Source organism: Schumannella luteola (assembly GCF_013408685.1).
GTDB classification, from domain to species: Bacteria; Actinomycetota; Actinomycetes; order Actinomycetales; family Microbacteriaceae; genus Schumannella; species Schumannella luteola.
On the sequence record NZ_JACBZY010000001.1, the window covers coordinates 2,289,056 to 2,307,439 of the forward strand.

The window sequence follows — 18,384 nt, forward strand, 5'->3', positions numbered from 1 at the left end:
TCAGTCTAGGAGAGCCAGCAGCGGTTGATCAAGCCCGTCACAGCCCGCTCGGAGGTGCGAACGGTCTCGCTGAACTGCCGCACCGCCTCGCCGCTCGCGGGCAGGTGGACGATCTTCCAGCCGACGATTCCGTGGTTGTCGTTCTGCGCCTCGACCGCGCAGCTGACCTCGGTGTTCACCGGCGCGGCCAGTGACCAGCGCACGGTCGTCGTGGTCGCAGTCGTGTCGTGGCCGAGATCGGTGGCCTCGAGCTGGGCCTTCGCGCCGAGCACGCCCGTCCAGAGCACCCAGCCGACGACGAGCGCGACGAGCACGACCGAGCCGACGATGGCGAGGATGCGGCGGTTGACCCGACGGTTCGGGCTGCGGCCGTACCGCGCGTCGAGTGCCGCGGCGGTTGCGCCCTGCTCCGTGCTCACGTCCAACTCCGTCCGACTACGCTGGAACCAGGTTATTCGTTCGGCTCGAGGGGAACATCCACGGTGCACCTGCCTCTGCTCACGGCGGTCGCGCCCTCACCGTCCCCGTCAGGACCGCCGGATGTGCTGGTCACCCCGGGACCGTGGGGATTCATCGCGATCGCGGGCATCGCGATCGCCGCGATCCTGCTGATCCTCGACATGGTGCGGCGCACGCGACGCCTGCGCTACCGCGTCGAGATCCGCGAGAAGCTCGAGGCCGAGCGCGCCGCTGCCGCGGGCGAGGGAGTCGACCCCGATCGCGCAGACGGCCACGATCACGGCCTGCTCGGGGACGACGACCCGCGACGCGCGCACGAATAGTCCGCCGCGCGCTGACTAGCGCGCACTGCGTGCGGCCGGGATGGGCATGCCGTTCGGCTCAGCGGATCTCGGCTGTGGACAACTTCCCCGCGGAGCAGACCCTGTGCTCTACCGTCGGAGCATGCCCCGTCGCCGCGCCCCGCTGCTGATCGCGCTCGCGACGGCCGCCGCCTTGGCGGTGTCGCTGACCGGATGCGTCGGCGGTGGAGGGGATGCTCCCTCGCCGAAACCGACCGCGTCGAAGAGCGCACTGTTCTCGTCGGACGAAGAGGCGCTGAAGGCCGCCGAGAAGGCGTACCAGGCGTACCTCGACGTGGCGAACGAGCTTGGGCAAGGTGGCTGGAAGGACACGAGCAAGCTCGCGGATGTCGCGGCAGGGCAAGTTCTTGAATCAGAACTAGACGGAGCTTTGGAGTTCGCGGCCAAGGGTTATGTCCAGTCTGGCGCCAGCACGATGGACTCAATGCGGATTCAGTCCAGCGGGTCTGAGGTTGCGGCTTACGTCTGCCGTGATGTCTCAACGACGGACGTGATCGGTCCGGACGGCGTCTCGATTGTTAGAGCCGACAGGCTCACGCGCCTCCCGCTTCAGGTGGTCTTCGAGGAAACTCGTGACGGTCTTCGTTTAACCGAAAGCAAGACATGGTCTGGCAAAGACTTCTGCTAGCCGTGGCCCTTGTAAGCGCGGCGATGGTCGCGCCGGCCGTTTCTGCCTCCGCCTCCGACACCGGCTGTGTATCGCAGGGAGCCCTCGTGGGTAGCTGCGTCAACGATGACGGCGTAGCCCTCGGAGCTACCAGACCCGGGGCTGGCGGGCCCAGTCGAAATCAGACCCCCGGGAGCAGCGACAGAGGGGGATCTGGCGGCGGTGGGACGACGAGTGGAGGCGGTGGGGGAGCACCCGCTTTGCCCGCTTGCCAGGACCAGCTCTGCGACTCGCTCGCGCTCGAGGCGGCGAACGGCGGACCGATCACGGTCAGCGATATCGCCACGTTCATCCCGCAGAAGCCGACGGCGCGCACCGAGCCGAACGGCTGGGGAGTGCGCGGGCTCGACACGAACTTCGTGGGATCCGCATCCACTCACACCGTGACCGGCACGCTGCTCGGCGCGACCGCGCAGGTGCGCTTCGCGCCCACGGGCTACCGCTTCGACTACGGCGACGGCAGCGAGGTGCGGGCGACGAAGACGGGTGGCGCGACCTGGGCGAAGCAGGGGCTGCGCGCCTTCGATCCGACGCCGACCAGTCACGTCTACCGGGCCAAGGGCACGTTCACGGCGACCGTCTCGGTCGTCTACCGCGCCGAGTACTGGGTCGACGGCATGCCCGACTGGGTCGCCGTGCAGGGCACGCTGACGATCGCCGCCGACGCACCCCTGAGCATCCGCATCGCCGACGCGAAGACCGTGCTCGTCGACAAGGACTGCCGGCAGAACCCGACCGGCCCCGGCTGCGGTCCCTGACGCCGGAAGGTGCGTGAAACGCCGCGCCTACAGCGCCGGCGGGTTGATCGTGATGAGCAGGATCCCCGCCCACTGGCACAGGAACGCGATCACCGTGCAGCTGTGGAACATCTCGTGGAAGCCGAAGACGCCCGGCACCGGGTTCGGCCGCTTCGTGCCGTAGAAGATCGCGCCCGTCGTGTAGGCGGCGCCGCCGACGAGGATCAGCACCATCGTCGCCACGTTCGCGTTCACCAGATCGACGACGTAGAGCATGGCCGCCCATCCGAGCGCCAGGTACAGCGGCACGTACAGCCAGCGCGGCGCACTCAGCCAGAAGATGCGGAAGCCGATGCCGAGCAGCGCGCCGCCCCACACGATCGACAGCAGCACCACCGCCTTGCCGGTGGGCAGACAGCACACCGCGATCGGCGTGTAGGTGCCGGCGATCAGCAGGAAGATGTTCGAGTGATCCAGGCGCCGGAACAGCGCCTTCACCTTCGGGCTCCAGTTGATGCGGTGATACGTCGCGCTGATGCCGAACAACAGCAGCGACGAGAGCATGAACACCGCGGCGGCGGCACGAGCCGCCGTATTGGCGGCGACGAGCATCAGCACGATTCCCAGCACGATCGCCAGCGGGAAGGTCGCCAGGTGGATCCAGCCGCGCCACGTCGGCTTCACGTCGCCAGCGGCCGGCGGGTGCTCGATGGCGTCGGCGACCAGGGGGATGTGGTCGCGCTCGAGGTCGGCCGGTGGCGTCATGGCCCGATACTAGGCCCGCGCCACCCAGCGGCTCTGAGTGAACGGTGGACTAGCGTTGGCGCGTGAGTGAGCGGCGCGAGACCGGGGGCAGCGGACTGCTCTACGGGCTGTACCAGTCCCGGCTGCGGCGGGGGCTGCAAGGGCGGCAGCTGCCGCAGCACGTCGCCATGATCATCGACGGCAACCGCCGCTGGGCACGACTCCGCGCCCTCGAGACGGCTGCGCACGGCCACCGCGCCGGCGCCGCGAAGATGCACGAGTTCCTGCGCTGGTGCGACGACCTCGGCATCCGCGTCGTCACGCTCTACCTGCTGTCGACCGACAACCTGAAGAGCCGGCAGAGCGCCGAGCTCGACCAGCTCGTCGACATCATCGCCGGCCTCGCCGACGACATCTCGCGCGAGCCCACCTGGAAGGTGCAGCACGTCGGCGCCTCCGACGGGCTGCCCGATTCGCTCGTCGAGTCGCTGCAGCAGGCCGAGCAGCGTACCGCCGACCACACCGGGCTGCACGTCAATCTCGCCGTCGGCTACGGCGGCCGCCGCGAGATCGCGGACGCCATGCGCAGCATCGTCGAGAAGCACAACGCCGGCGGCGGCACCCTCGACGACCTCGCCGGGCTGCTGACCCCCGAGACGATCGGCGAGCACCTCTACACGCAGGGGCAGCCCGACCCCGACCTCATCATCCGCACGAGCGGCGAGCAGCGCCTCAGCGACTTCATGCTCTGGCAGAGCGCCCACAGCGAGTTCTACTTCGTCGAGGCGCTCGGCCCCGACCTGCGCGAGGTCGACTTCCTGCGCGCCGTGCGCGACTACGCCAGCCGACACCGGAGGTTCGGACAGTGAGCCCGCTTCTCGGCCGACGCCGCGACGCCGACGCGGAGGCGACCCGCGCCGCGGTCGCGGCGTACATCGACACCTTCGGCGAGGAGCCCGGCTGGCTCGACTTCGGTCGCTTCGGACCGATGGGGCGCGCCGCACTCGACGAGGAGGCGGGCCTGCGCCACGTGCTCGAACACGTGCGCTTCGGGGCCCTCGCGGTGACCGACGGCCAGCACGAGCGCGTGAAGCGGGCCGTCGCGGCGGTCACCGGCTTCCGGCCCGACCAGGTCGTCTTCCAGCCGAACACGACCCAGGCGCTGACCCACGCGACCTACGGGGTGACCGGCGACATCGCGCTGTCGCTCGGCGAGTTCCCCGCGCTGCCCTTCGCGGTGCAGCGCGCGAGCGAGGTGCTCAAGGTCGGGGCGCCGCGCTGGCTCAGCACCGACCACGGACGGGTGACCCCGGGCAACCTGCGCGACCAGCTCGACTCGCGGGTGGCCGCCGTCGCGGTCTCGCTCGTCGACTACCGCACCGGCTACCTCGCCGACCTCGACGGCATCCGCCAGGTCATCGGCGACCGTCTGCTCATCGTCGACGCCATGCAGGGCTTCGGAGTGGTGGATGCGCCGCTGCACCTCGCCGACGTCGTCGCCGCGGGTGGACAGAAGTGGGTGCGCGCCGGTTGGGGCACCGGCTTCCTCGCCCTCAGTGACCGTGCGCTCGAACGTCTGACCCCGGTGTGGTCGGGCTGGACCGGCACCGATTCCCCGACGCAGCCGATGGACGAGGTGCTGCCGCCCGCCCGCGGCGCCGCCGCGTTCCAGCTGACGAACGGCGACCCGGTCGCCCAGGCGCGCCTCGCCGCCGCGCTCGAGCAGCTCGCCGACCTCGGCGTCGATCTCGTGCAGGAGAAGGTCGCGAGCACCGTCTCGCGCATCATCGACCTCGCCGACGAGCACGGCATCCCGATCGCCTCGCCGCGCGCCGAAGACGAGCGCGCCGGCATCGTCGTGCTCGACCCCGGCGCCGACCGCCTCACGGCGCTCACCGCCGCGCTGCACAACCACGGCATCTCGGCGACGACGCGCGACGGTCGGGTGCGGCTCAGCCCGCACGCCTCGACGAGCGAGGAGACGCTCGAGATGCTCGCGTCGGCGCTGGTCTCGTTCGCGACGACCTCTCCGCTCTGACACCGCGGTGCCGCGTGCGTCGGGCGCGCACAGCCAGAGTTAACCGACACGACACATCCGCGGGCGTGTCTAAGCCAGCGGTGCGCGCCGCGCAGGCTTAGCGTCGGCCTTGTCAGACACGGCGTCTGACCGGAGCGGCCACATAAGTTCGCCTCCGACGAGCCCCCTGGTCGCTCTGTAAACAGGAACCGGATGCCCCGCATCCGGGCAAGGAGTGGCTAGTGCCCGCGCTCGACGAATCCCTGCAGTCCTCGCCCATCGCCGCCGGAGAGACCAGCCGGCGCACCACCAGGAAGCAGGGGGAGCGCACGTACGTGCTCGACACCTCCGTGCTTCTCAGCGACCCGCACGCCCTGTTCCGCTTCGCGGAGCACTCGGTCGTGCTGCCGGTCGTGGTCATCGCCGAACTCGAGGCCAAGCGCCACGACCCCGAGATCGGCTACTTCGCGCGGCAGGCGCTGCGCCTTCTCGACGAGATGCGCATCGAGCACGAGCGCCTCGACTTCCCGATCCCGGTGGGGGATGCGGGCGGCAGCGTGCGCGTCGAGCTGAACCACTCCAACATGTCGGTGCTGCCCTCGGGGCTGCAGCTGAACGACAACGACTCGCGCATCCTCGCCGTCGCCCTCAACCTGGCTGGCGACGGCCTCGACGTCACGGTCGTCTCCAAAGACCTGCCGTTGCGCGTCAAGGCCGCCTCGATCGGCCTCGCCGCCGAGGAGTACCGCGCCGAGCTCGCCCCGCAGTCGGGCTGGACCGGCATGGCCGAGGTCGACCTGTCGAGCGAGCAGATGGCCGAGCTCTACGACGCCGACAAGCTGTCGACGCGCGCGGTCGCCGACCTGCCGATCAACACGAGCCTGGTGCTGCGCTCCGACCGGGGGAGCGCTCTCGGGCGGGTGACCGGCAAGGGCGAACTGAGCGTCGTGCGCGGCGACCGGGACGTCTTCGGGCTGCACGGCCGCAGCGCCGAGCAGCGCCTCGCGATCGACCTGCTGCTCGACCCCGAGATCGGGATCGTGTCGCTGGGCGGCCGCGCCGGAACCGGCAAGAGCGCCCTCGCCCTCTGCGCCGGCCTCGAGGCCGTGCTCGAGAAGCAGCAGCACCGCAAGATCATGGTCTTCCGTCCGCTGTACGCGGTCGGCGGTCAGGAGCTCGGTTACCTGCCCGGCGACGCCCAGGAGAAGATGAACCCCTGGGGCCAGGCGGTGTTCGACACCCTCGGCGCGCTCGTCAGCGAGAACGTGCTCGAGGAGGTCATGGAGCGCGGGCTGCTCGAGGTGCTGCCGCTCACGCACATCCGCGGCCGCTCGCTGCACGACGCCTTCGTGATCGTGGATGAGGCGCAGTCGCTCGAGCGCAACGTGCTGCTGACGGTGCTCTCGCGCATCGGCCAGAACTCGCGCGTCGTGCTCACCCACGACGTCGCGCAGCGCGACAACCTGCGCGTCGGTCGGCACGACGGCGTCGCGAGCGTCATCGAGACGCTCAAGGGGCACCCGCTGTTCGCGCACATCACCCTGACCCGCTCCGAGCGCTCCGCCGTGGCGGCGCTCGTGACCGAGCTGCTGGAGTCGAACGAGCTCGCCTGATCGTCCCCGACGACGGAGCCCGTCGCATCCTGCTCGCCCTTCGGTGGTGCGAGTGGATGCGGCGGGCTCCGTCGTGGGCGGATGCCGGCTGAAGCAGCCGTGAGGCGGTCCGGTGCGGCGCTGCCGCGTCAGCCGCCGATGTCGAGGCGCAGCGTCAGCACGTCGCCGACGTCGAGCTCGTGACTGTCTTGCACGGCCTTCTTGATCGGCACGATGAAGGTGCCGTCCTTGGGCCAGAGCGAGGTCGTCCAGGTCGTGGTCGCGCCGTCGCGGTCGAGGTGCACGCTGGCCGGGATCATGCCCCAGCCGTAGGTGACGGCGCCGGCGACCGCGTGGATCTCCGCGGCCTCGGCGGGCGGCACGGCGACGAAGTGCCACGGTGCCGGGCCGCGCCAGTAGAAGATCTCGCCCTCGACGACCAGCTGCATGCGCCCAGGGTAGGCGGTGGCCGCCGCGCGGCCGAGAGGCAGGTGCGGCCCGGGGGCGAGCGGCGCCTGTGGACAACTCGCGCGGCGCCGGGCGCGTCTCGCCTACCGTGACGCGGGTGGAGACATCGGCATCGGTGGCGGGCGCGGGCGCGGGCGTGAGCGACGCTGGGGTCGTGCCGGCGCCGACGGGTCACGCGACGTCCGCGCATCGCCGAGGGCTTCTGCGCCGACTGGCCTGGCAGGCGCCGCTCACCCTCATCCTCGCCGCGGCGGTGCTCGTGGCGTCGGGCGTCCGTCTGACGACGATCCCCGCGATCGCCCTCGCGGCCGTGGCCGCCGAGCTCGCCCGCATCGACGCGACCGAGCATCGGCTTCCGAACCGGCTCACGGTGCCGGTGATCGGGCTCGGCGTCGCCGCGCTCGGCATCCGCGTCGCCCTCGGCGACGTGTCGATCGGCGCGATCACGACGATCGCGATCATCACCGCCGTCGTGCTGCTGCTCGGCTTGCTCGGAGCCTTCGGCATGGGCGACGCGAAGCTGGTGATCGCGATGGCCCTGGCCGGTCCGACCGCTCTCGTCACGATCGCAGCCCCGGTGCTCGGCACGCTGCTCGGCGGCGCCGCCGCGGTCGTCGTGCTCGTGCGCAGCGGGCGGGGACGACGACTGCCGCTCGGCCCGTTCCTGCTCGGCGGATGGGGGCTCGCCCTCGGCGCGCAGCTGCTGCTGGCCGCGGTGCGCTGAGTCCGCGCGCGTGCAGCGAGGCCGTGCCCGCTCGCGGCAGGCCCGCTGCGCCGCGCACCGAGGATCCGCACTGTCGGCCGACGACGTCGATGACCTAGCCTGAAAGGCTGCGGCCCGTCGGCCGCCCGGTCCTGCACGATCGCGGCCCCCGGCGCATCCACCACCGTCTCCACCGCGGATCGCGTTCGCAGCGCGCGCCGCTCGGCACCGATGCAAGGCTCCTCGTGAATCTCCCTGTCCGCCCCGCCAGCCTGATGGCGCCCCACCTGCGTGCGACGACGATCGGCTCGTTCGCACTCGTCTTCCTCGGCGCCTTCGAGGCGCTCGCCGTCACCACTGTGATGCCGGCCGTCAGCGTCGACCTCGATGGCGACGCCTACTACGCCCTCGCCTTCTCAGGCACGCTCGCGGCCTCGGTCGTCGGCGTCGTCGTGGCCGGGCGCTGGTCGGACCGGCGTGGTCCGGTCGCCCCGCTGCTCGCCGCGACCGCGGTCTTCCTCGTCGGGCTGATCGTCGCAGGCTCGGCCTCGACGATCGAGGTCTTCGTGGTCGGCCGGCTGCTGCAGGGGTTCGGATCCGGCGCGATCAACGTCGCGCTCTATGTGGTCGTCGCGCGGCTCTACCCGCCGGCGCTGCATCCGCGCATCTTCGGCGCCTTCGCCGCGGCGTGGGTGCTGCCCTCGATGATCGGGCCTCCCGTCGCGGGATGGGTCGCCGAGTGGATCAGCTGGCACTGGGTGTTCCTCGGGGTGGCGGTGCTGGTGCTGGTCGCCACCGCGCTCATGCTGCCGGCGGTCCGGCAGATCACCGGCAGCACCACCACGGCGGACGGCGTCGAGGCGGGGTCGACCGCGCCCGTGGATGCGGCGCACCCGTCGACCGAGACCGCCGCGCCCGAGCAGACCGGCCCCGGATCGTTCGTCTCGATCGGGCTGTCGCTCGTCGTGGCGGCAGCGGTGCTCGCGATCTCGCTCGCGCAGCAGCTGCCGTCGCCCCTCGATTGGGCTGTCGCGATCGTCGCGCTGATCGTCGCCGGCTTCGCGGCGCGGCCGCTGCTGCCGAGGCGCACGCTTCTGGCGGGTCGCGGACTGCCCGCGACGGTCGCGCTGCGCGGTCTCGTGGCGGCGGCGTTCTTCGCCGCCGAGGTCTACATGCCGCTCATGCTGCACGAGCGCGATGGGCTCGCGCTGTCGGTGTCGGGCCTGATCCTCACGGTCGGGGCCGTGTCGTGGGCGCTCGGTTCGCACCTGCAGGGGCGGTTCGGCGAGCGTGTCGGCTCGACGCCGATCGCCCGGGTCGGCACGGCGCTGATCGCCCTCGGGATCGTCGTGCAGCTGCTGGACGCCCTGCTCGGACTCGGTCCGATCGTCGCCGGGGTCGGCTGGCTCGTCGCCGGTGCGGGGATGGGCACCGTCTTCCCGCGTCTGTCGACGCTGGCGCTCGCCTACTCGACGCCGCGCAACCAGGGATTCAACAGCGCCGCGCTGTCGATCTTCGACGCCGGCAGCAGCGCGACCTCGATCGCGATCGCGGGGCTGCTGTTCGGCCTCGCCGGCGGCACCGGCTCTCCGTTCGCCTACGCGGCCGCCTTCGCGCTCAGCACGGTCGTCGCCGTGCTGGCGCAGCCGGTCGCGGCGCGCACGGCGGCGCAGACGGCCGCGCGCTGATGTCGGCGGCGCCGGCCTAGCCGGGCAGGTCGGCGCCGCGCCGGGCCCGCGAACGACGAAGCCCGTCGCATCCACTCAGGATGCGGCGGGCTTCGGTCGGTTCGCGGAGCCGACGGAGCTGTCTGCTCAGCGCCGTGAGATCACGGGTGCGTCATCGTGGTGACGTCGAGCGCCTCGTCGAGCTGAGCCTCGGTGACCTCGCCGCGCTCGACGAAGCCGAGGTCGACGACGGCTTCGCGCACCGTGATGCCCTGTGCGACCGAGTGCTTGGCGATCTTCGCGGCGGCCTCGTAGCCGATGAGCTTGTTGAGCGGCGTGACGATCGACGGCGACGACTCGGCGAGTGCGCGGGCGCGCTCGAGGTTCGCCTGCAGGCCGTCGATGGTCTTGTCGGCGAGCACGCGGGTCGAGTTCGCGAGCAGGCGGATCGACTCGAGCAGCGCGGTGCCCATGACCGGAATCGCGACGTTGAGCTCGAAGGCGCCGGTCGCGCCGGCCCACGCGATCGTCGCGTCGTTGCCGATCACGCGCGCGCCGACCATGATCACGGCCTCGGGGATGACCGGGTTGACCTTGCCGGGCATGATCGACGAGCCGGGCTGCAGGTCGGGGATGTGCAGTTCGCCGAGGCCGGTGTTGGGGCCGGAGCCCATCCATCGCAGGTCGTTGCTGATCTTGGTCAGCGAGACGGCGATGACGCGCAGCGCGCCGGAGGCGTCGACGAGGCCGTCGCGCGCGCCCTGCGCCTCGAAGTGGTCGAGCGCCTCGGTGATCGGCAGACCGGAGTTCTCGGCGAGCTCGGCGATGACCTTCTGCGGGAAGCCGAGCGGGGTGTTGATGCCGGTGCCGGTGGCGGTGCCTCCGAGCGGCACCTCGGCGACGCGGGGGAGCGCCGACTGCACGCGCTCGATGCCGAGGCGGATCTGGCGCGCGTAGCCGCCGAACTCCTGGCCGAGGGTGACCGGGGTGGCGTCCATGAGGTGGGTGCGGCCGGCCTTGACGGCGTCCTTCCACAGCTCGGCCTTCGCCTCGAGCGAGGTCGCGAGGTGGTCGAGGGCCGGCACGAGGTCGTGGATGAGCGCGCCGGTGACGGCGAGGTGCACCGAGGTCGGGAAGACGTCGTTCGACGACTGCGACATGTTGACGTGGTCGTTGGGGTGCACCGGCGAGCCGAGCTTCTCGGTCGCGAGGGTGGCGAGCACCTCGTTCATGTTCATGTTCGAGGAGGTGCCCGAGCCGGTCTGGTAGGTGTCGACCGGGAAGTGACCGTGGTGCTGACCGGCGACGATCTCGTCGGCCGCGGCGACGATCGCGTCGGCGATGCCCTGGTCGAGGATGCCGATCTGCGCGTTCACGATCGCGGCGGCGCGCTTGATGCGAGCCAGCGCGACGATCTGGCCGGCCTCGAGGCCGGTGCCCGAGATCGGGAAGTTCTCGACGGCGCGCTGCGTCTGCGCCCGGTAGAGCGCCGACGCGGGAACCCGCACCTCGCCCATCGTGTCGTGCTCGATCCGGAACTCTTCGGTGCTCACTGCGGCGCAGGCCTTTCCTCGGTCGGGATGTTCAGACGGGGTGTCGTGAAGGTGTTCAGGCCGCGTCGACGTCGATCACGCCGAGGGCGGCGTCCGGCACGACCCGCCCCTCGGCGAGGCGGTAGTTCGCGCCGACGATGCCCAGCGTACCGTCGGCCACGGCGTCGCTGATGAGCTCGGATCCGGCCAGCAGATCGGCGATCGTCTCGCGCAGGTGCAAGCGCCCGATGGTCTCGGCGTCGTTGTGGCCGATGACGCGCGCACGGCGCACGGAGGGGCGGATCGGGGCGATCAGCTGGGCGATGTGCGCCGGCAGCGCGGGCGGGTTCTTGCTCTCCGCGTCGATCGCGGCACGAACGGCGCCGCAGGCGTCGTGACCGAGCACGACGATGAGCGGCACCTTGAGCACGGCGACGGCGTACTCGAGCGAGCCGATCACCGAGTCGGAGACGACCTGTCCTGCGTTGCGGATGACGAAGAGGTCGCCGAGGCCGCGATCGAAGATGATCTCGGCCGCGAGGCGCGAGTCGGCGCAGCCGAACAGCGCGGCGTGCGGCGCCTGGCCGTCGGCCAGGCCGGCGCGGGTGTCGACGTCCTGGTGCGGGTGCTCCGGGGTTCCGGCGACGAAGTTCTCGTTGCCGTGGCGCATCTCGTCCCAGGCCTGCTGGGGGCTGGTGGTCGTCATCCGGCGTCTCCTGTCGGGTCGGTCGTGGCGGTGGAGGATGCGGCGGCGTCGGCCAGCGCGGCCTTCGCGAGCGTGAGGAACTCGGCCGGCGTCGCGCTGCCGCTGAGTACGAGACGGGACTCGCCGACGGTCGTGGTGAGCGAGTAGGCGAGGTTGCCGGGGTTCTCGGCGTCGCGGCGGTCGTAGACCGTCCAGGCGACGCCGTCGATCTTCACGCTGCCGGTCGGGGTGTGGTCGTCGAGGCGGTTCGACACCCAGCCGTCGTCCGCGCCGATGCCCTGCGTGAGGCCGATGTACTGGTCGCCCGGGGTGATGAAGCCGATGCGCCAGACAGCGGGCTTGTCCTTCGGCGCGGAGTAGTCGGCACGGTTGGCGCTCCAGCCCTTGCCGAGCTCGGGCACCACGAGGTGGGCATCCACCTGGTCCTGCACATCGGATGCGGCGGCGGCGTAGTCGACGGGCTCGCGCGCGCTCTGCTGGTCGGGCCGCACGACGACGATCACCAGGAACAGCACGATCGCGAGCGAGGCGATCAGCGCGATGACGAGGTTGAAGGTCGTCTGGTTCGCGTAGTGCTTGCGGCGCGACTCGGCCTTGCGGTCGGCCGTCTCCTGGGGGGTCTCGGGACGGCCGAGCTCGGCGACGACGCGCTGCTGGGGGCTCACGAGGCGTCGTCGGCCGCGGCGCGGGCGGCGTCCAGGCGGGCGCGGGCGCCGAGCAGCCACTCCTCGCAGCGCTTCGCGAGGGCTTCTCCGCGCTCCCAGAGGGCGAGCGACTGCTCGAGCGTCGCCGCGCCCTGCTCGAGGTCGGTCACGACTCGCACGAGCTCGTCGCGGGCCTCTTCGTAGCTCAGCTCGGCGATGTCGGCGGCGGCCTGGGAACCGCTGGCGGGGGAGTCGGTCACGGCCACGATCCTACCCGCGACCCTCGGCGCGCTCGGCCGCCTCGACCCCGTCGACGGTGGCCGCGACGGCGCCGTCGGCGACGGTGACGCGCAGGGCCGAGCCGAGCGGCGCGTCCTCGATCGAGCGCAGCGCGCGGCCGTCGGGCAGCTGAGCGATCGCGTAACCGCGCTCAAGGGTGCGCTTCGGGCTCAGTGCGCGCAGGTGGCCGGTGAGCTCGCCGATGCGCGCCGTCGCGCGCTCGAGGCGGTGGTCCATGAGCTCGCTGCCGCGCGCGACCCAGCGCACGAGCTCCTCGGCGCGGCTGTCGACCAGCCAGGCCGGATCGGACATGACGGGGCGGCTGCGCAGCTGCCCGAGCCGGTCGATCTCGTGGCCGATGAAGCCGCTCACCCGCAGCTGGATGCGGCCGCGGGCCTGCTGCACGCGCGCCAGCTCCTCGCTGACGTCGGGCACGACGCGCTTCGCCGCATCCGTCGGCGTGGAGGCCCGCAGGTCGGCGACCTCGTCGAGCAGCGGCCGGTCGTTCTCGTGACCGATCGCGCTGACGATCGGCGTCTGCGCCGCGGCGGCCGTGCGCACGAGCGTCTCGTCGCTGAACACGAGCAGGTTCTGGAAGTCGCCGCCGCCGCGCGCGACGATGATGACGTCGACCTCGGGATCGGCATCCAGCTCGCGGATGCGCGCCGCGACCTCGCTCGCGGCGCGCTCGCCCTGCACGGCCGAGTGCTTGACCCGGAAGCTCACGCTCGGCCAGCGCAGCTGCGCGTTGCGCAGCACGTCCTTCTCGGCGTCGGAGTCCTTGCCGGTGACGAGCCCGATGCAGTGCGGCAGGAAGGGCAGGCGCTTCTTGCGCGACGCGTCGAAGAGGCCTTCCTCGATCAGCTGACGACGCAGCCGCTCGAGCCGCTCGAGCAGGTCGCCGAGGCCGACGTGCTTGAGCTGCAGCACGTTCATCGTGAGCGTGCCGCCGCGCAGCCACCAGTCGGGCTTGACGAGGGCGACGACGCGGTCGCCCTGCTTGAAGTCGGCGTCGAGCTTGGCGCGCGTGCTGGCCCACATCTGCAGCGAGACCGTCGCATCCTGCTCAAGGTCTTTGAGCTTCGCGTAGACGGCTCCGCCGCGCACGTTCCACTGCGTCAGCTCGCCCTCGACCCACACGGCGCCGAGGCGCGCGATGTAGTCCTTGATCTTGCTCGACAGCACCGAGACCGGCCACGGCGACTCGGCCGAGGGGGCAATGGATGCGGGGGCGGCGTCGTTCGCGGCGGCGGGGGCGTCCGTCATGCCCGTCAGGCTACGGGAGGCCGCGGACAGCCGGCCGCGCGCGGGCCCAGCACGCACCCGCGCGGGACGCCGATCGGGCGGCCAGGTGACGTCCGGGCGACGCTCGTAGAATCACAGGGTGTCCGGCATCACCAACGGCGCCCCCGGCGTCGATCTCGCTCCGCCGCGCCTGCCGTCGCAGCGCGAGCCGCTCCTCGACCTCCCCGTCGCCGGGTCGAAGCGGGTGCTGCTCGCCGCGCCGCGCGGCTACTGCGCCGGCGTCGACCGCGCCGTGATCGCCGTCGAGAAGGCGCTCGACCACTACGGCGCCCCCGTCTACGTGCGCAAGCAGATCGTGCACAACGTGCACGTGGTCAGCGAGCTCGAGAAGCGCGGCGCGATCTTCGTCGACCAGCTCGACGAGGTGCCGATGGGCTCGCACGTCGTTTTCAGCGCCCACGGCGTCTCGCCGATGGTCAAGGCCGAGGCGACCGAGCGCGAGCTGCAGGCGATCGACGCGACCTGCCCTCTGGTGACGAAGGTGCACCGCGAGGCGCTGCGATTCGCCAAGCAGGATGCGCGCATCCTGCTCGTCGGCCACGCCGGCCACGAAGAGGTCGAGGGCACGATGGGCCACGCGCCCGAGCGCACGATCCTCATCGACAGCCCCGAGTCGGCGGACACGGTCGAGGTGCCCGACACCGACAACCTCGTCTGGATCTCGCAGACCACCCTCAGCGTCGACGAGACGATGGAGACGGTGCGCCGGCTGCGCGTGCGCTTCCCGCATCTGCAGGATCCGCCCAGCGACGACATCTGCTACGCCACCCAGAACCGCCAGGTCGCGATCAAGAAGGTCGCCAAAGACGCCGACCTGGTGATCGTCGTCGGCTCTGCCAACAGCTCGAACAGCGTGCGCTTGGTCGAGGTCGCCCTCGAGTACGGCGCGAAGGCCGCCTACCGGGTCGACTACGCCGATGAGGTGCAGCAGGCCTGGCTCGAGGGTGTTCGAACGATCGGCGTCACGAGCGGCGCCTCGGTTCCGGAGGTGCTGGTGCAGGAGCTGCTGACCGATCTCGCGCAGGCGGGCTACGGCGAGGTCGAGGAGGTGCGCACGGCGGAGGAGGATCTGATGTTCTCGCTGCCGAAGGAGTTGCGCCGCGACGTCGACGGGAACGCGGATGCGCGCGCGCTCGGCGGACGGGGCCGCGCATGAGCGACCCCCGCGACACGACTCCCGCCGCCGACGGCGACCTCGCCGCGAACGCCGAACCGACCTCTCCGCCGCGCCCGGCGTACGGCGAGTACGCCTCGCCAGAGGAGCTGCGCGAGATCCTCGGCCCCGACCACCCGCTGCTGAAGGACGCCACCGACGCGCTGGCCGCGCCGGCGCCGGCGGCGCATCCCGTATCGCCCGCCGAACACGCGACCGCGGCGACCCCGCCGGCGTGGGGTCCGCCGGGTGCCTCGCAGGGGCCCTCCGGTCCGCACGCGCCGCCCTACGCCGCCCCGACGCAGCACGTGCCGCCGCACGCACCTCACCTCGCGGCGAAGCCCGTGGCGAAGCCCCGCCCGCGCTGGGATCTGCCGATCACGGTCGGCCTGCTCGTCTTCGGCGCCTTCAACGTGATCACCACGCTGACCAGCCGCGACCTCTACCCGCAGCGCTTCGAGCAGGTCTTCCGCATCATGGACCTCGGCGACTTCACCGCGACCGGCCCCGCCGCGGCCGCGGCGAACTGGGATGCCGGTCTGCAGCTCGCCATCCTGGTCGTCACGATCGCCGTCGTCGCCCTCGTCGTGCGCCGGCTGCGTTTCGTGTTCTGGATCCCGCTCGTGGGCGGGGCGCTCGCCTCGGTGGCGTCGATGATCGTCTCGATCTGGGTGATGGTGCAGGATCCGGCGTACCTGCAGATGCTGCAGGGCTGAGCGTCCTGCCGGGCTGAGCCGGCCGAACTGGGATGATCGACCCTGACGAGAGGAGGGGCCGATCATGCGCGTCGCGGTGCTTCCGCGCGAGGTCGCGGCCGGTGTCATCACCGACTCCATCTCGCGGATGGTGTGGGCTACGGGCGCGGTCAATCTCCTGCTCGACGTGCCGATCGTCATCGAGGCCTACGTGCGGCTCGGGATCGGCCACGAGGTCGGTCGCCCGCTCACGCTGCTCGCTCTGGTGCTGGCGCTCCTGCTGCTCGCCGCGTGGCGCAGCCGTCCCCTGACCTCGCTGCTGTTCCTCGTCGTCGGGGGCGTCGCGGTCGCCGCGTTCCAGCTGCTCGTGCTGCGCGACCTCCCCGACGCCGACCTGCACTACAACTTCCTGCTCAACCGCCCCGCGGTCGCTCTCGGACTCGTCGCGATCGCACCCACGACGCCGCTGATCGCGAGCTCGTGGCTCCTGGCCGGATGGGCGACCACCAGCGGAGTGACGGCCCTCGTCGCGGCGGTGAGCGGGCATCCCTTCAGCCCTGGTTTCGGCCCGACCATGATGATGATCATCGGCACGGGACTGTGCGCGGTGCTCGCGGCGATCCAGCGCCGGGCGCGCAGTCGGGTGCCGAACTTCGACGAGCTCGAGGCCGAGACGCAGGCGCTCGCGACCGGCGCCGACCTGGCGCGGCGCACGACCGCGGTCGTGCACGACACCGTGCTCAACGACCTCGCGATCATCATGAACGGCGCCGACGTGCTCGACGAGCGCACGCGGGCCCGACTCCGCGACGACCTCGACACGCTCACGGGCGGCGACTGGCTGACGACCTCGCACCACGTGCCGGCCGACGACGCCGACGCGGCGCTGCGCAACCGGATCACGCGCATGGTCACCGATTTCCAGTGGCGCGGGCTGACCGTGCGGGTCACCGGCGGCGGCACCGGCATCTACCGACTCGATCCGGAGGCGGCGGACGCACTGCTCGACGCGACTCGCGCCGCCCTCGAGAACGTGCTCAAGCACTCGGGTGCGAGCGACGCGGAGATCGTGTCGAGCAGCACTGAGGAGATGATCTCGGTGATGGTCATCGACCAGGGGGTCGGCTTCGACACCTCGGCGATCGCGGGTGACCGCCTCGGCATCCGCGAGTCGATGTCGGGCCGGCTCGAGCGCGTCGGAGGGCGCCTCGACGTCTGGTCGACCCCCGGCGCGGGCACCTCGGTCGTGCTCACGGTGCCGGTGCTCGACGTCGTGGTGCCGAACGACCCCTCCCACCATCGGCTCATCGGCCAGTCCGCACTCGGTGACGGCGACGATCCTGTGGGCGAGCACCCACGGGAGCGGCTCGGCGATCCCTTCGGCCCCCGGCTCGACCCGCTGCGGGTCGACTCCCGTGACGAGTCCCGCAACGAGACCCGAGGGGGCGATCATGCGCGGTGAGGTGCCGATCTCGCCCCAGCAGCTCGACCCGCTCAGCTGGCTGACAGGCCCCTACATCCCGGCGTCGTTCGCGGTGTTCCAGGCCGTGAGCGGGGTGCTCGTCGTGATCACCGGGCTCAACACCCGCACGCTGCCCGGCCTGCAGCTGTTCGCCGTCGCGATCGCCGTCTCTGCGCACCTCGTGGTGCACTTCGCAGCCGGCCAGAGGCGGCGCGGAGATCGGCGCAGCGGTCCGATCAGCCTCGGCGCCGCGGTGACGGCGTGCTCGCTGAGCGGATCGGCCATGCTGCTCTCGGCGGTCGGCTTCCAGGGCGTCGCCATCCCCGTCGAGGTGTGGTGGGGATCGCTCGCGAGCTGCATGATCCTGGGCTCGCTCGCGCCGTACCTGCCGGCGCGGCGGCTCATCGTGCTCGGCGTCGGCATCGCCGTCACGACAGTGCCGCTCTCGGCCGTCCTCGTGCGCTCGGAGGGCAACTGGGGCGTCATCGCCAGCACGATCATCATCGCCACGCCCATCACGGTCTCGACGGTGCTGACCGCGACGTTCTCGCACCGCGTGGTGCGCAACATGCGGCGGCTGCTCGAAGCCCGTTCGCGCACGCTCGTCGTCGCGGGCCCGGCGCTGGATCAGCGGATGCAGGATGCCGAGCGCGAGCGGCTCGCCCGCCTCACCTCGCGCGCGGTGCCCTTCCTCGAGCAGGTCGTCGCGCGCGGCACGATCGACGCCTCCGACCGCGCCCTCGCCGGTCAGCTCGCCCGGCGGCTGCGCGACGATCTGGTCACGCAGGCGAACGCGAGCTGGCTCGACGAGCTCGAGGTCTCGTCGCGGCTGGTCGTGATCGACCCCGAGCGTCGCGCCGATCGGCTGCGCCCGTCGCAGCGCACGGCTCTCCGCGCGCTCATCCGCGCGCTCCTGGCCGCCCCCGAGGTGGACCAGGGGTCGCTGCTGGTCGAGCTGCGCGGCCGCGACGACGGCTCGACCGCGGTCGGCGTGAGCCTCGACGTGGAGCTGCCGGACGGTCGGCGGATCATGCACCTGGCGCCCTACTACCTGACGCTGCAGATGACGGCCACGAACGTGACCTGGCACCACGACCGGCTCGATCTGACCTTCGACGCCCCCGCTGCCGACTCCTGAGAACCGAGCCGGACACGACGGAACCCCGCCGCCACGCGAGGTGACGACGGGGTT

General features: G+C 71.6%; 20 protein-coding genes. 12 read left to right on the forward strand and 8 right to left on the reverse strand.

Annotated features, from left to right (window positions below; genetic code table 11):
- Positions 1-5 precede the first annotated feature (5 nt).
- Entirely contained in the window at positions 6-419 is a 414-nt protein-coding gene (locus tag BJ979_RS10290) for a DUF4307 domain-containing protein (protein WP_179567609.1), read from the reverse strand.
- A 123-nt stretch (positions 420-542) separates the two neighbouring features.
- On the opposite strand from BJ979_RS10290, the gene BJ979_RS10295 reads away from it, so the two are divergent.
- The 3 genes from BJ979_RS10295 (at position 543) to BJ979_RS10305 (ending at position 2,246) form a co-directional block, all read left to right on the forward strand.
- Positions 543-782: a hypothetical protein gene (locus tag BJ979_RS10295; protein ID WP_343046662.1), complete on the forward strand. Its 240-nt coding sequence runs from the start codon at positions 543-545 to the stop codon at positions 780-782.
- 121 nt (positions 783-903) lie between these two features.
- Positions 904-1,449, forward strand: coding sequence for a hypothetical protein (locus BJ979_RS10300; RefSeq protein WP_179567613.1), 546 nt, complete (start codon positions 904-906; stop codon positions 1,447-1,449).
- 239 nt (positions 1,450-1,688) lie between these two features.
- Positions 1,689-2,246 carry a hypothetical protein gene (locus BJ979_RS10305; protein ID WP_179567615.1) on the forward strand — a complete coding sequence of 186 codons (558 nt, stop codon included), beginning with the start codon at positions 1,689-1,691 and terminating at the stop codon, positions 2,244-2,246.
- Positions 2,247-2,273: 27 nt separating this feature from the next.
- Here the strand turns inward: BJ979_RS10305 and trhA are convergent, their stop codons facing one another.
- A complete protein-coding gene (trhA, locus tag BJ979_RS10310; RefSeq protein WP_179567617.1) occupies positions 2,274-2,990 on the reverse strand; it encodes a PAQR family membrane homeostasis protein TrhA in 717 nt (238 codons plus the stop codon).
- Between the two features lie 62 nt (positions 2,991-3,052).
- Between trhA and BJ979_RS10315 the strand changes: the two genes are divergently transcribed.
- The 3 genes from BJ979_RS10315 (at position 3,053) to phoH2 (ending at position 6,599) form a co-directional block, all read left to right on the forward strand.
- The gene (locus BJ979_RS10315; protein WP_179567619.1) at positions 3,053-3,838 is read left to right on the forward strand and encodes an isoprenyl transferase; all 786 of its coding nucleotides are present in this window, start codon (positions 3,053-3,055) and stop codon (positions 3,836-3,838) included.
- Positions 3,835-5,007 (forward strand): aminotransferase class V-fold PLP-dependent enzyme, encoded by a 1,173-nt coding sequence (locus tag BJ979_RS10320; protein WP_343046663.1) that lies wholly within the window; start codon positions 3,835-3,837, stop codon positions 5,005-5,007. Before BJ979_RS10315 ends, BJ979_RS10320 begins: the two co-directional genes overlap by 4 nt.
- 242 nt (positions 5,008-5,249) lie before the next feature.
- The gene (gene phoH2 / locus BJ979_RS10325; protein ID WP_179570234.1) at positions 5,250-6,599 is read left to right on the forward strand and encodes an RNA 5'-3' helicase PhoH2; all 1,350 of its coding nucleotides are present in this window, start codon (positions 5,250-5,252) and stop codon (positions 6,597-6,599) included.
- Positions 6,600-6,727: 128 nt separating this feature from the next.
- Here the strand turns inward: phoH2 and BJ979_RS10330 are convergent, their stop codons facing one another.
- Positions 6,728-7,027, reverse strand: coding sequence for a DUF1905 domain-containing protein (locus BJ979_RS10330; protein WP_179567621.1), 300 nt, complete (start codon positions 7,025-7,027; stop codon positions 6,728-6,730).
- Between the two features lie 116 nt (positions 7,028-7,143).
- Between BJ979_RS10330 and BJ979_RS10335 the strand changes: the two genes are divergently transcribed.
- Entirely contained in the window at positions 7,144-7,770 is a 627-nt protein-coding gene (locus tag BJ979_RS10335) for a prepilin peptidase (RefSeq protein ID WP_179567623.1), read from the forward strand.
- 224 nt (positions 7,771-7,994) lie between these two features.
- Positions 7,995-9,437 (forward strand): MFS transporter, encoded by a 1,443-nt coding sequence (locus BJ979_RS10340; protein WP_343046664.1) that lies wholly within the window; start codon positions 7,995-7,997, stop codon positions 9,435-9,437.
- Between the two features lie 140 nt (positions 9,438-9,577).
- On the opposite strand, the gene BJ979_RS10345 is transcribed toward BJ979_RS10340, so the two are convergent.
- From BJ979_RS10345 to xseA, 5 genes are read right to left on the reverse strand one after another with little or no spacing between them, the layout of a single operon-like run.
- Positions 9,578-10,969, reverse strand: a complete 1,392-nt coding sequence (locus BJ979_RS10345; protein ID WP_179567625.1) for a class II fumarate hydratase — start codon at positions 10,967-10,969, stop codon at positions 9,578-9,580.
- Between the two features lie 55 nt (positions 10,970-11,024).
- Entirely contained in the window at positions 11,025-11,654 is a 630-nt protein-coding gene (locus BJ979_RS10350) for a carbonic anhydrase (RefSeq protein ID WP_179567627.1), read from the reverse strand.
- Positions 11,651-12,319, reverse strand: a complete 669-nt coding sequence (locus tag BJ979_RS10355) for a DUF4245 domain-containing protein (protein ID WP_179567629.1) — start codon at positions 12,317-12,319, stop codon at positions 11,651-11,653. Before BJ979_RS10355 ends, BJ979_RS10350 begins: the two co-directional genes overlap by 4 nt.
- Positions 12,316-12,558, reverse strand: a complete 243-nt coding sequence (locus tag BJ979_RS10360; protein ID WP_179567631.1) for an exodeoxyribonuclease VII small subunit — start codon at positions 12,556-12,558, stop codon at positions 12,316-12,318. The genes BJ979_RS10355 and BJ979_RS10360 overlap by 4 nt, the downstream gene beginning before the upstream one ends.
- 10 nt (positions 12,559-12,568) lie before the next feature.
- Positions 12,569-13,843: an exodeoxyribonuclease VII large subunit gene (gene xseA / locus BJ979_RS10365; RefSeq protein ID WP_179567633.1), complete on the reverse strand. Its 1,275-nt coding sequence runs from the start codon at positions 13,841-13,843 to the stop codon at positions 12,569-12,571.
- A 118-nt stretch (positions 13,844-13,961) separates the two neighbouring features.
- Between xseA and BJ979_RS10370 the strand changes: the two genes are divergently transcribed.
- From BJ979_RS10370 to BJ979_RS10385, 4 genes are all read left to right on the forward strand, one after another.
- On the forward strand, positions 13,962-15,038 hold the full coding sequence (locus BJ979_RS10370; RefSeq protein WP_179567635.1) for a 4-hydroxy-3-methylbut-2-enyl diphosphate reductase: 1,077 nt from the start codon (positions 13,962-13,964) through the stop codon (positions 15,036-15,038).
- A complete protein-coding gene (locus BJ979_RS10375) occupies positions 15,035-15,751 on the forward strand; it encodes a DUF6264 family protein (protein ID WP_179567637.1) in 717 nt (238 codons plus the stop codon). Before BJ979_RS10370 ends, BJ979_RS10375 begins: the two co-directional genes overlap by 4 nt.
- A 64-nt stretch (positions 15,752-15,815) precedes the next feature.
- The gene (locus tag BJ979_RS10380; RefSeq protein WP_179567639.1) at positions 15,816-17,192 is read left to right on the forward strand and encodes a sensor histidine kinase; all 1,377 of its coding nucleotides are present in this window, start codon (positions 15,816-15,818) and stop codon (positions 17,190-17,192) included.
- A complete protein-coding gene (locus BJ979_RS10385; RefSeq protein WP_179567641.1) occupies positions 17,182-18,330 on the forward strand; it encodes a hypothetical protein in 1,149 nt (382 codons plus the stop codon). Before BJ979_RS10380 ends, BJ979_RS10385 begins: the two co-directional genes overlap by 11 nt.
- Positions 18,331-18,384: the final 54 nt, after the last annotated feature.